Annotated in this window: 9 protein-coding genes; 4 read left to right on the top strand and 5 right to left on the bottom strand. The window is 71.9% G+C overall.

Annotated features, from left to right (window positions below; translation table 11 throughout):
* Window positions 1–14 precede the first annotated feature (14 nt).
* From ACWD3E_RS24635 to ACWD3E_RS24625, 3 genes are read left to right on the top strand one after another with little or no spacing between them, the layout of a single operon-like run.
* Entirely contained in the window at window positions 15–836 is an 822-nt protein-coding gene (locus ACWD3E_RS24635; RefSeq protein ID WP_451389724.1) for a hypothetical protein, read from the top strand.
* A 26-nt stretch (window positions 837–862) separates the two neighbouring features.
* Window positions 863–2818, top strand: coding sequence for a fumarate reductase/succinate dehydrogenase flavoprotein subunit (locus ACWD3E_RS24630; RefSeq protein WP_451389723.1), 1956 nt, complete (start codon window positions 863–865; stop codon window positions 2816–2818).
* Window positions 2815–3585: a succinate dehydrogenase/fumarate reductase iron-sulfur subunit gene (locus tag ACWD3E_RS24625; RefSeq protein WP_451389722.1), complete on the top strand. Its 771-nt coding sequence runs from the start codon at window positions 2815–2817 to the stop codon at window positions 3583–3585. Before ACWD3E_RS24630 ends, ACWD3E_RS24625 begins: the two co-directional genes overlap by 4 nt.
* On the opposite strand, the gene ACWD3E_RS24620 is transcribed toward ACWD3E_RS24625, so the two are convergent.
* Both ACWD3E_RS24620 and ACWD3E_RS24615 read right to left on the bottom strand, forming a co-directional pair.
* Entirely contained in the window at window positions 3566–3895 is a 330-nt protein-coding gene (locus tag ACWD3E_RS24620) for a hypothetical protein (protein WP_451389721.1), read from the bottom strand. The two genes, ACWD3E_RS24625 and ACWD3E_RS24620, sit on opposite strands and share 20 nt — an antisense overlap.
* A gap of 101 nt (window positions 3896–3996) precedes the next feature.
* On the bottom strand, window positions 3997–5310 hold the full coding sequence (locus tag ACWD3E_RS24615) for a hypothetical protein (RefSeq protein ID WP_451389720.1): 1314 nt from the start codon (window positions 5308–5310) through the stop codon (window positions 3997–3999).
* A gap of 79 nt (window positions 5311–5389) precedes the next feature.
* Here ACWD3E_RS24615 and ACWD3E_RS24610 point away from each other — a divergent pair, with 79 nt between their 5' ends.
* Entirely contained in the window at window positions 5390–6949 is a 1560-nt protein-coding gene (locus ACWD3E_RS24610) for a hypothetical protein (RefSeq protein ID WP_451389719.1), read from the top strand.
* Between the two features lie 15 nt (window positions 6950–6964).
* Here ACWD3E_RS24610 and ACWD3E_RS24605 read toward each other — a convergent pair whose 3' ends face one another.
* The 3 genes from ACWD3E_RS24605 to ACWD3E_RS24595 all read right to left on the bottom strand — a co-directional run bounded on the left by ACWD3E_RS24605 (window position 6965) and on the right by ACWD3E_RS24595 (window position 12231).
* Window positions 6965–8566: a TROVE domain-containing protein gene (locus ACWD3E_RS24605; RefSeq protein ID WP_451389718.1), complete on the bottom strand. Its 1602-nt coding sequence runs from the start codon at window positions 8564–8566 to the stop codon at window positions 6965–6967.
* Between the two features lie 323 nt (window positions 8567–8889).
* Window positions 8890–11478 (bottom strand): SpoIIE family protein phosphatase, encoded by a 2589-nt coding sequence (locus ACWD3E_RS24600; protein WP_451389717.1) that lies wholly within the window; start codon window positions 11476–11478, stop codon window positions 8890–8892.
* Between the two features lie 318 nt (window positions 11479–11796).
* Complete coding sequence (locus ACWD3E_RS24595; RefSeq protein WP_451389716.1) at window positions 11797–12231, bottom strand: ATP-binding protein; 435 nt, start codon at window positions 12229–12231, stop codon at window positions 11797–11799.
* Between the last annotated feature and the right edge of the window lie 7 nt (window positions 12232–12238).

The following is a 12238-nucleotide window of genomic DNA, read 5'->3' as shown; positions in this document are numbered from 1 at the left end:
AAGCGGAGCATCCCTTGGCCACTGGTACGGAACCCCAACAGAGCCGCGGCGGCGTACGCACCGGTACGCGCGCCGCGATCGCCGCCTCGCATCTGCGCACCGACCGCTGGTGGCTGGCCCCCGCCGCCACCGCGGCCGGTCTGTTCGTCTTCGTCGTGTACTCGACCTGGCGGGCCTTCGCGAACGCGGACTACTACGCGCCGCCGTACGTCTCGCCGTTCTACTCGCCGTGCCTGGCGCACAACTGCAAGCCGATGCACGCGGGCCCGAACGCCGACGTCTTCGGAAGCTGGTGGGGGCTGTCCCCCGCGATCATCATCCTGATCTTCCCGCTGGGCTTCCGCCTGACCTGCTACTACTACCGCAAGGCCTACTACCGCAGCTTCTGGGCGTCCCCGCCCGCCTGCGCGGTGGCCGAGCCGCACCGGACGTACACCGGCGAGACGCGCTTCCCGCTGATCCTGCAGAACGTCCACCGGTACTTCCTGTACGCGGCCGTGCTCATCGCCGGCGTGCTGACCTACGACACCGTGCTGTCCTTCCGGGACACTCACGACCGCTGGGGCCACATGGGCCTCGGCACCGTCTTCTTCCTGGTCAACGCCGTGCTGATCTGGGCGTACACCGTCTCCTGCCACTCCTGCCGGCACATCGTCGGCGGCAAGCTCCGGCACTTCTCCAAACACCCGGTGCGCTACAAGGCCTGGCAGTTCGTGGGCAGGCTCAACGCCCGCCACATGCTGCTCGCCTGGACGTCGCTGGTGAGCATCGCGCTCGTCGACCTTTACGTGTACCTGGTCGCGTCTGGCGTCTTCGACGATCCGCGCTTCTTCTAGTGAATCTAGTGAATAGGGACTGATCGATGTCCGTGGTGGACCGGCAGGAGTGGGACGTCGTCGTGGTCGGGGCCGGGGGCGCCGGGCTGCGGGCCGCGATCGAGGCGCGCGAGCGGGGCGCCCGTACGGCGGTGATCTGCAAGTCGCTGTTCGGCAAGGCGCACACGGTGATGGCCGAGGGCGGCATCGCGGCGGCCATGGCCAACGTCAACGAGCACGACACCTGGCAGGTCCACTTCCGCGACACGATGCGCGGCGGCAAGTTCCTGAACCAGTGGCGGATGGCCGAGCTGCACGCCCAGGAGGCCCCGGACCGGGTGTGGGAGCTGGAGACCTGGGGCGCGCTGTTCGACCGTACGAAGGACGGCCGGATCTCGCAGCGCAACTTCGGCGGCCACGAGTACCCGCGCCTGGCGCACGTAGGCGACCGTACGGGCCTGGAGCTGATCCGCACCCTCCAGCAGAAGATCGTCGCCCTCCAGCAGGAGGACTTCAAGGAGACCGGGGACTACGAGTCGCGGCTGAAGGTCTTCCAGGAGTGCACGGTCACCCGCATCCTCAAGGACACCGCATCCGACAGCGGCTCCGCCGCGGGCCGTGTCTCCGGGGTCTTCGCCTACGACCGCGAGAGCGGCCGTTTCTTCGTCCTGGAGGCACCCGCGGTCGTGGTCGCGACGGGCGGCATCGGAAAGTCCTTCAAGGTGACCTCCAACTCGTGGGAGTACACCGGCGACGGCCACGCCCTCGCCCTGCTCGCGGGTGCGCCGCTGCTGAACATGGAGTTCGTGCAGTTCCATCCGACGGGCATGGTCTGGCCGCCGTCGGTCAAGGGCATCCTCGTCACGGAGTCCGTGCGCGGGGACGGCGGGGTGCTCCGCAACTCCGAGGGCAAGCGGTTCATGTTCGACTACATCCCGGACGTCTTCAAGGAGAAGTACGCGGAGTCCGAGGAGGAGGGCGACCGCTGGTACGACGACCCGGACAACAACCGGCGCCCGCCGGAGCTGCTCCCCCGCGACGAGGTGGCCCGGGCGATCAACGCCGAGGTGAAGGCGGGCCGCGGCTCCCCGCACGGCGGGGTCTTCCTGGACGTATCCACGCGCATGCCCGCCGAGGTCATCCGGCGCCGGCTGCCCTCCATGTACCACCAGTTCAAGGAGCTGGCGGACGTCGACATCACCGCGGAGGCGATGGAGGTCGGGCCGACCTGCCACTACGTGATGGGCGGCATCGCGGTCGACTCCGACACGGCCGCCGCGCGCGGGGTACCGGGGCTGTTCGCGGCCGGTGAGGTGGCCGGCGGTATGCACGGCTCCAACCGGCTCGGCGGCAACTCGCTCTCCGACCTGCTGGTCTTCGGGCGCCGGGCGGGCTGGCACGCGGCCGAGTACGCGGCGGGCCTCGCCGACGGCCGCCCGGCTGTGGACGACGCCCAGGTCAACACGGCGTCCGCGGAGGCGCTGCGGCCCTTCTCCGCCGAGTCGGAGGGCGAGGCGGGCCCGCCGGAGAACCCGTACACCCTGCACCAGGAACTCCAGCAGACCATGAACGACCTGGTCGGCATCATCCGCCGCGAGGGCGAGATGGAGCACGCGCTGGCGAAGCTGGCCGAGCTGCGGGTACGGGCCCGCCGGGCCGGCGTCGAGGGACACCGCCAGTTCAACCCCGGCTGGCACCTCGCCCTGGACCTGCGGAACATGCTGCTGGTCAGCGAGTGCGTGGCACGGGCCGCGCTGGAGCGCACCGAGTCGCGCGGCGGGCACACCCGCGAGGACCGTCCTGCGATGGACCGCGCCTGGCGGGGCGTGAACCTCCTGTGCTCGCTCGCCGACCCCACCGGGGGCCTCGCGGCCACCGACCCCGCGCGCGGCCAGATCCGCCTCGCCCGTGAGACCACCGAACCCGTCCGCCCGGACCTGCTCGCCCTCTTCGAGAAGGAGGAGCTGGTCAAGTACTTCGCCGAAGAGGAGTTGTACGAGTGAGCAGCTACGAGGCCCGTTTCAAGGTGTGGCGGGGCGATGTCGAGGGCGGCGGCCTGGGGGACTTCACGGTCGAGGTCCACGACGGCGAGGTGGTCCTCGACATCATCCACCGTCTCCAGGCGACCCAGGCCCCGGACCTGGCCGTGCGCTGGAACTGCAAGGCGGGCAAGTGCGGTTCGTGCTCGGCGGAGATCAACGGCCGCCCGCGGCTGATGTGCATGACCCGCATGTCGGTCTTCGACCGCGCCGAGACGATCACGGTGACTCCGATGCGCGGCTTCCCGGTGATCCGCGACCTGGTGACGGACGTCGGCTTCAACTACCAGAAGGCCAGGGAGGTTCCGGCGTTCGTGCCGCCGACGGGGGTCGGGCCCGGCGAGTACCGCATGTTCCAGGAGGACGTGGACCGCTCGCAGGAGTTCCGCAAGTGCATCGAGTGCTTCCTGTGCCAGGACACCTGCCATGTGGTCCGCGACCACGAGGAGAACAAGCAGGCGTTCGCGGGCCCGCGCTTCCTGATGCGGGTCGCGGAACTGGACATGCATCCGCTGGACTCGGCCGCCGAGACCGGCCTGGACCGCGCGAACTCCGCCCAGGACGACCACGGCCTCGGCTACTGCAACATCACCAAGTGCTGCACCGAGGTCTGCCCGGAGGGCATCAAGATCACCGACAACGCCCTGATCCCGATGAAGGAGGCGGCGGTCGACCGCAAGTACGACCCGCTGGTGTGGCTGGGCTCGAAGATCAGGAGGCGGACTTCGTAGCGCCGGTCTTCGCGTTGCCGGTCTTCGGGGTGCGGCCGGGAGCCTGGGCGAGCAGTTGGACGACCATGCCCCCCATGAACACGACCCAGCCGAGGACCGGGAGCGGATCGGCCCTGCCCGGGATCGTCCCGAGGAACGTCCACAGGGACAGCCCGACCGCAGCCGTCAGCTGGCCGTAACCCCACAGCTTCGGCCGCAGGACCCGGTGCCGGCCGAACGGGACCACCCAGCCGGTCGTGATGCCCGCGATACCGAAACCCACCATCAGCGTCACGACCAGCAGGTCCGCGATCACCAGGTACATGTGCATGACGAAAATGCTCCCACCGGGGTCGAGTTCACGCCAGCCTGTACTCGGCGATGGCGCGTATGGATTGCGTCAGGGATGGACTCCGATGGACTCCGATGGAGTCAGGCGCACCAGTCCTCCCGGTACGCCTGCCAGTCCGCCTCCGTGGCCGCGAAGTCCGCGTACAGGGCGACGCCGAAGCGGGCACGGCCGGCGTCGGTGCGGGACAGGCCGAGGCGGACGCCGCGTACGGCAGCCGGGACGGTCTCGGCGTGTGCCCAGTGGCCGAAACGGTTCTCGTGGTAGAAGGGCAGGCCCATCAGGAGGTCGGTGGTGTCCGGGGTGACCTCCAGGGCCAGGCTCGTCTGCTGGGCGACGTAGCCGCCGTACAGGCTCTCCAGCGGCTGCATGGTGTCGTACGACATGACGGCGATCTGGTCCACGCGGCGGGCCACCTGGCCGAAGTACGCCTGCGACCACCACTTGGGGTGGCCGGTGGTCGCGCCCCAGAAGGAGTGGAACGCGGGCAGCGGGTCGATCTGGTGGGCGGCGACGGAGAGGACGGCGTGCCGGGCATGGGTGAGTGCGCGCAGGTCGTCGAGGAGGGCGAGATAGTCGCGGTCGCCGGAGTGGAGGGGCTCCAGGTCGAAGTGGGTGCCCTGGAATCCGGCGGCGAGGATCTCGCGGGCCGAGGCGAGGACGGCGGCACGGGTGGCGGGGCGTTCCAGCCGTAGTCCGTCGGGTCCCTCGGTGGCCAGCTTGTCGCCCAGCCAGGCCTGGACGCGGACGCCGGGCGCTGTGCCGTGCAGGGCCGTTATCAGCCAACGAGCCTTTGGGTACGCCGACTTGGGGAGGGTGCCGTTGTGTTCCAGGGGGCCTGCGTGGACGTACAGGTCTCGGATGCCGGTGTCTTTCAGACGGTGGGCCAGCGCGTCGACGTCCTTGGCGGTCTTACGGCCGTCCACCCAGGCGTGGCCGAGCCAGAGGGCATCGCGGTGGCGGGTCTGGGTGCCCTGTCCGGGGGTGCCGGTGTAGTTGATGCGGAGGGCTGTTTCCGCGGCGAGGAGGGGGAGGAGGAGCAGGAGGAGGAAGGCGGTGGCGAGGAGGGTGCGGCGGCGGCGCCTGCGTCGGCGGGGGCGGTTCGCCTCGGCTTCGCCATCGGCGGTTTCGCTCTCACCCGCACGACACGTGCTGCTTTCGCCGTCGGGTGCGGGTGGCCCTTGTGGGGCGGTCTCGCCGTCGGCGGCCTTCGGTCCGGTGCGGTCCGGGGTCGGCTGTGCTCTTCGGTCTCCGGTCCCGTCCGCCGGCCGGTCGTCGCTGTCGGCCCGGGTCTCACCGTCCGCCGTGACCTCGCCCTCGGCCTCAGCCCTGCCCTCGCTGCCTTCAGCCCTGCCCTTGTCGTCCGCCCCGCTCCCGGCCGTCGTCCCGTCGTCCATTGCGCCCCCTGTTCCGCTCGTCCCCCAGCCGTATCAGCACCGCTCGCGGAGCCGGTTGGTCGCCCATACGCTCCGAAATGTGACGTCCTCCCTGATCCGGGGCCGACCTCGGCGCGCCAAGGGGCACATACGTGTGCGGGTGGCGCATGCCGTGGTGGGTGTCGTGGTCGGGACCGGGTGGCTGGTGTTGCCGGTGATGACGGTCGACGACCATGATCCGGTTCCCGTGGCCCCCTCGGGGGCGGTCGCGAGTGCCGCCCAGGCACGGGGGGACGGGACGTCCGGGGCCGACCTGATCATGCCGCTCGTCGCGGTCGGCGCGGCCGGGGTGCTCGCCGGGTACGGGTACCTGCGGCGCACCCGTCGAATACGGACCCGGACGACTCCCGCCACGGTGTCCGTGCGGCCACCTTCTCCCGCGTCGGCCGAGTCGGAGCGGCAGGCCCGTGCCGCGCTGGTCCTCGCCGACGACTGTGTGCACACCAGCCGGGAGGAACTGTCCTTCGTGGCCGCGCGGTTCGGGCCGGCGGACCTCGAGCCGTTCGAGCACGCGGTGCGGGCCGCGGAGACCGAACTGTCGGCCGCGTTCGCGATCTGGCGGCGGTACGAGGAGGGGGTGCCCGAGGATCCGGCGGCCCGGCGGCAGGCCCTGGTGGGCGTGGTCGGGCGGTGCGCGGAGGCGGGGCGGCGGCTGGACGCGGCGGCGCCGGACCTGGACGAACTGCGCGGGCTGGAGCGGGGCGTGGGCGAGGCGCTGGGGGTCGCCGAGGCCCGGTTCCGGGAGCTGACGGCGCGGACGGCGACGGCCCAGGGCACGCTCGCGGCGCTGCACGACCGGTACACGCCGGCGGCGGTCGGATCGGTCACCGGGTACGTCGAACAGGCCAAGGACCGGCTGGTGTTCGCCACCACCCATCTCAACCTGGCCCGCCAGGCCGACGACGCGGAGGACGCCGCGCGGGCGGCCCGGCAGCTGCGCGCCGCCGAGGGCGCCATCGCCCAGGCCGGGATCCTTGTGGGCGGGGTGGAGCGGCTGGACGACCGGCTGCGGGAGGCCGCCGCGCTGGTACCGGCCGCGCTGACCGGCGCGGAGGCGCGGATCGCGGCGGCCCGCACGGGCGAGGTGCCCTCGCTGGCCACCGGCGAGCTGCACGCGCGGCTCGCCCACGCCGACGGTGTACTGGCCGCCGTACGCGAGGAGTTGACGAAGGGGCCGTACGACCCGCTGGACGCGCTGCGCCGGATCGCGCGGGCGATTGCGCGGCTGGAGATGGGGCGCTCGGGTGTGCTGGACGTCGCCGAGCTGCTCGTGGCACGCGAGACGGTCGGCGCGGCCGAGGACTTCGTCGCCGTGCACCGGGGGGCGGTGGAGGCGGAGGCGCGGGCGCGGCTCGCGGAGGCGGTACGAGCGCTCGGCACGGGGGACGCCGAGCGGGCGGACACGGTGGCCCGGCGCGCCCGCGAGCTGGCCGAACGGGACGTACGGGCGCACGGGAACCCGTACGCCGGCCCGGACGGGCACGCCACCGGGCTCGCGGGCGCGATCCTCGGCGGAGTACTCCTCGCCGAGGAACCGGACGGCGGCCCACCGGGGAGTTTCGGCGGCCCGGAGACCCGGGGGCGGCGGCGGCTCGGCTAGGCGGTTTCTTTCGGATCAGGCCGGCTCAGCGGCCCACGGCCAAGCGGCCTCGCGGCCGGCCTCGATGAGGCCGACCATCCGGAAAGCGGCGTCCGTGAGGCCGCCGAAGGTGTGCCGGTGGGGGCCCGTGGGGCCGTGGGCGGGCCGGTACCCCGCCAGGTTCCACGTGTAGACCGGGATGTCGGCCGGGACCGGTTCGGCCGGCCCGCCGGGGCCGTAGGGGGCGGCCTGCTCGTCGGTGACGATCAGGACCCGGTCGTGCTCCCGGTAATGGGTCCGCACCGCCTTCGTGGTGTGGGTGCCTCCGAGACTGTGGAACCGTTTCAGCACCTCGAGTACCGGCTCGCCCGGCTCGAACGGCACCTCTGCGCTGCTCCAGCCGAACTCCACCAGATCCGCCTGCTCGGCACGCATGGCCAGCGCGGTGCCGAATACTGCCGCCGCGTCCGCCCGAGTCAGCTTGGACCGCTCGGAGACGGTGTCCCAGAACATGGAGTCGGACCGGTCCACCAGGATCAGAGTCCGGCCGGGCAGGGACGGTACGTTGGCCAGCGAGTGGCCCAGTGCCCGTTCCAGCGCGGCCGCCCAGCGCTGCGACGGCGCGTGCTGGTGGGCAGCCAGGTACCGGAAGGGGAACTGCCGGGACCGGGCGACCTCGGTGGCGTCCGAGAGCCGTGCGGCGACCCGGGCCGCGACTTCGTCCGAGACCCCCGCCTCGTCGAAGTTCCGCAGGTTCCGCAGGAGCGCCATCGGCGCCATCATGGGGATCACGGCTTCCCAGACGGCGGCGTCCATCGGTCCGTGGAGCCAGCCCGCCAGGGCCTCCCACGTCATGCCCGCCGCGGCCAGCCGCTCGGAGCCGCCCGGCCCGGTCACCACCGCCCGCCGCTCGTCCGCAGCCGACTCCATCAGCGCCCGGTGGGCGGTCAGCAGGTGGTCGGAGGCCGGCGGAACCGCCTGCTCCGGGTGGTGGCGGCGGTCCAGGGCGTACCGGAAGAGCGCGCCCTGCCAGGGCTTGTCCGGGCTGGGGGAGGCGTGCACCAAGTTGAGCACGTCGCCGAAGCGCAAGCCCTTGGACGCGGTGTCGTACTTGAGCAGGGACCGGGACGTGTACAGCCGGCGTACGCCGTCGGCGATGCCCCGCTTCACGGGCTGCGGAACGTTCCGCCCGTACACCGAGATCCAGTGGGCGAGCAGCTCGCCGGGCTCGTCGGCGCGCTGGAGCACCGAGTCGATCACGGACCGGTTGGAGGGACCTCCGGACGCCCCGGCCTCCAGCCTGGCCCGCACATACGCGGCGGCGCCCACCAGGGACGCCGTGCGCATGTTGCCCTCGCCGCGAAGCCAGCGCAGCAGGCCGGCCGTCCACGCGGGGTCCTGGACAGCGAGTTCACCGACGAGACGGGCGTACCGGTCGTCCCGCTCCTCACCGCTCTCGTAAAAGGTCCGCTGGGAGACGAAGTTGCCGACCGCAAGGAGGAAGAGCTCCTCGCGGGGCTCCCGGACGAAGGCCGGGCCACCCTCGTAGGTGCGGAAGTCCGGCCTGGCGGGCCCGGGGTGGAGCCGTGGTGGGGCCAGGGAGCGGGCGGCCGCCGAGACATGCGGGGCCACGAGCATCTCGGACCAGATCTTGGAGACGCGTGGGGTGTAACGAGGCAGCGAATCCCCCTGGATTCAAAGGATTGGACGGCCCGGCCAGAAGGTCCGACGGTGCGAGCGCCCGCGCCTGCCGAGATCAAAGGGGGCGGCGGCGTCACTTGGTCGTCAGAAGGAAGTAGCCGCAGCCGAGCGCATCGGAGGCGCGGTCGCGATGCCAAGCTACAAGGGCCACCAGGCTGCACACCAGCGATTAACGCAGGCCCGTTCTCGGACTCCGACATGGGCGCCGTCGGCCCCGGGGAGGGAGGGCCATGTGGGGCACACGAAGGCGTGTCGGCTCTTCAGAAGAGGCTCAGCAACGCCTCCGCCGGGTCGGTGAGGCCGTGTTCCCCGCCGGGCAACGGCAGTTCGAACCACACCGTCTTGCCGCGAGGCGTCCGCCGGGAGCCCCACGCCGCGCTGAGCAGCCCGACCAGCTGCAACCCCCGGCCGCCCTCGTCCGTGTCGCGGGCGCGGCGGCGGCGGGGCTGGACCAGGCCGGAGTCCCAGACCTCGCACACCAGTGTGCGGTCCAGGAGGAGCCGTAGCCTGATGTCTCCCTCGCCGTACCGCAGGGCGTTGGTCACCAGCTCGCTGACCAGCAGTTCCGTCGTGTCGACCAGCGGCTCCAGATCCCAGCTGAGCAGCTGCGCGCGGGCGTACTCGCGGGCGCGGCCCACGCTGCGCGGCTCGCGCGGCAGCGTCCAGTCGCCGACGGACTCGGCGGGCAGGCCCTGGACCCGGGCCATCAGCAGGGCGATGTCGTCCTCGCCGTGATGGGTGTCGAGGGTGTTGAGGACGTGGTCGCAGACGTCCTCCAGGGGCCGGGAGGGGTCGGTGAGCGCCCCGACGAACGCCTGGAGGCCCTCGTCGAGCGGATGGTCGCGGGACTCGACCAGACCGTCGGTGTACAGCGCGAGCAGCGCGCCCTCGGGGAGTTCGACCTCGACCTCCTCGAAGGGCTCACCGCCGACGCCGAGCGGCATGCCCGGCGGCACGTCGAGCATCAGCGCCGGCTCACCCGGTTCCACCAGCACCGGGGGCAGATGGCCGGCGTTGGCGAACGTACAGCGTCTGGTGACCGAGTCGTAGACCGCGTACACGCAGGTGGCGAGGTACACCTCGGAGAGGTCGGCGGTGCGGGGCCGGCTGGCGGTGCGGGTGGCCTGCTGGACGCCCCCGGGGGTGCCGAGGCCGCGCGCGATCTCGTCCAACGCGGAGAGGACTTCCGCCGGTTCCAGGTCCAGCAGCGCCAGCGTCCGTACTGCCGTACGCAGTTCGCCCATCGCCACCGCCGCGCGTAGACCGCGGCCCATGACGTCGCCCACCACCAACGCGGTGCGGTGGCCCGGGAGTTCGATGACGTCGAACCAGTCGCCGCCGACCTCCGTCGCCGCGTTGCCGGGCAGATAACGGCAGGCGATGTCCAGGCCGGAGGCCTCGGGGTCACCGGGCGGGAGCAGGGACCGTTGCAGTATCAGGGCGCGTTCGTGTTCGCGCCGGTACAGGCGGGCGTTGTCGATGCAGACGGCCGCGCGCGCCGCCAGCTCGACGGCGAGGTCCCGGTCGCGGTCGCCGAACGGCTCGCTGCCCTTGGTCCGCGCGAACCGGGCGAGGCCCACGACGGTGTCGTGGGCGACCATCGGCACGGCCAGCACGGAGTGCACCAGGCCGCCCTCCTCGGGAGGATCGAACCGCGGCCGGGCGGTGCGCAGGGCGTCCGCGCAGGGCGAGTTGAAGGCGAAGTGGTGGATCGCGCCGACCGGGACGGGGTCGGCGCAGCTGTTGAAGGGAAGGTCGGAGACGGCGCTGGCGAAGGCGACGCGGCGCAGTGCGGCGCTGCCGTCGGCGAGGCCCGGCGGGGTCTCGTCACCGGTCAGCAGCCCCTGGTAGAGGTCGACGGTGGCAAGGTCGCAAAAGCCTGGGACGACCACGTCGAGGAGTTCACGGGCCGTGGTCTCCAGGTCCAGGGAGTTGCCGATACGGGCACCGGCCTCGTTGAGCAGGGCGAGGTTGCGGCGGGCGGCGGCTGCCTCGCGGGCGGCGGCGCGGCGGGAGGTGATGTCGGTGCCGAGCCAGGCGATGCCGATGGGCCTGCCGCTGCCGCTGTGCACGCGGTAGAGGTTGATGGACCAGTGCCGCCGCTCCTCCGAGCCCGGCACGAAGCCCGTGACATGCATGTCGGTGATGGAGTCGCCGGTCTCCAGCACCCGCCGCAGCGTGGCCAGAACCCGCTCCGCCTCGTTGCGCGGGAGATAGTCGTGAACTCCCTTGCCCCGGTGGTCGTCCGGGGTTCCGCCGAAGATGGAGGCGAAGCGGTTGTTGGCACGGCGGACTCTGAGGTCGGCGTCGATCAGCAGGAAGCCGAAGGGGGATTGACCGAAAATGGCCTGCGAGGCGGCGAGGTCGGTCTCGATGCTGCGCAGGGTGCGGACGTCCACGACGATGCACACGGCGGCCTTGTCGCCCTCGGCGGTCCGGGTGGGCATGACGTAGACCTCGGCGAGCCCTTCCTCGCCGCGCGTCCCGTCGGGCCGGTCCGGCATCCGGAAGGGCACCACCCCGGTCCACTCCCGCCCGTCGAGGATCTCGGCCATCTTGCGCTGGCCGCGGTCGCGCAGGTCGGGGTCGATGAAGGCCTCTATGGGGTCCATTCCGACGGCGTGTTCGGCCGGGATGCCGAAGATCTGCTCGGCACGGAGCGACCACTGCTCGACCAGGCCGCCGGGGCTGATGGAGAAGGAGGCGACCTTGATGTAGTCGTAGATCGAGCCGGGCGGACTGCTCTGCCACATGGCATCGCCAGGCACCGTGGCAGCCTCCGCCGCCTGGTTCCTCGCGCCGCCCGACGGGTCCTCGGACTCCGTGGCCTTCGCTGGTATCTCGCTCACGCGAACCGTCCCCTCCAGCTCACCGCATCCGGTACCGGTCACCGGAGGCGGCTGCCCGCAGTATCCAGCACTACGGCGCCGCACGACACGGTGTTCACGATCACAGCTCGGTCCAGGTGCTTTTCGGACCGTGCCATGGAAACACTTCCAGTCTTCTAACCAGGGAACACGCCCTCGAATCACGCACTTGAACGTGAACCGAGCGCGCGGCTTGCCTGATGGACGGCGAAGTTGCCGCTGTACACCCCCCGTGCCCCGGTGTGCCCCCACTCTGCCCCTGCTCTGCCCCCGTCTCACCCCGCGGCACCCGTTACCGGATCAGCGGGGCACCGCCAGTTCGAACCAGACGGTCTTTCCGGTCGCGCCGGGACGGGTGCCCCAGCGGCGCGAGGAGCCCGCGACGAGCTGCAGTCCGCGTCCGCCCTCGTCCTCGGGGCGGGCGGGGCGCTCGCGCGGCAGGTCCGGGAGCGGGTCGGAGACCTCCACCCGCAGCGTGTCCTCGAGCCCGGCCGGGCGGACGAGCCGTACGCCGATGGGGCCGGCGGCGTGCCGCAGGGAGTTGGTGACCAGCTCGCTGACGAGCAGCGCCGTCAGGTCGGAGAGGCAGTCGAGGTCCCAGCCGTGCAGTTGGCTCCGGACAGCGGCCCGCGCGGTGCGCACGGCTCCGGCTTCCGCGGGAAAGACCCACTCGGCGCCGGCGCCGGCGCCTTCGGTGTCGATCACTCCGATCACTTCCCAGGACAGCGAGCCCACCCCATGT

It is taken from the genome of Streptomyces sp. NPDC002676, assembly GCF_053592455.1.
This window is presented reverse-complemented; position numbering and strand designations above follow the sequence as displayed.

Coding starts and splice junctions, on each gene's coding strand:
- ACWD3E_RS24620 (WP_451389721.1), bottom strand. CDS start 3,895: ATGCACATGTACCTGGTGATCGCGGACCTGCTGGTCGTGACGCTGATG.
- ACWD3E_RS24630 (WP_451389723.1), top strand. CDS start 863: ATGTCCGTGGTGGACCGGCAGGAGTGGGACGTCGTCGTGGTCGGGGCC.
- ACWD3E_RS24605 (WP_451389718.1), bottom strand. CDS start 8,566: ATGCTCGTGGCCCCGCATGTCTCGGCGGCCGCCCGCTCCCTGGCCCCA.
- ACWD3E_RS24615 (WP_451389720.1), bottom strand. CDS start 5,310: ATGGACGACGGGACGACGGCCGGGAGCGGGGCGGACGACAAGGGCAGG.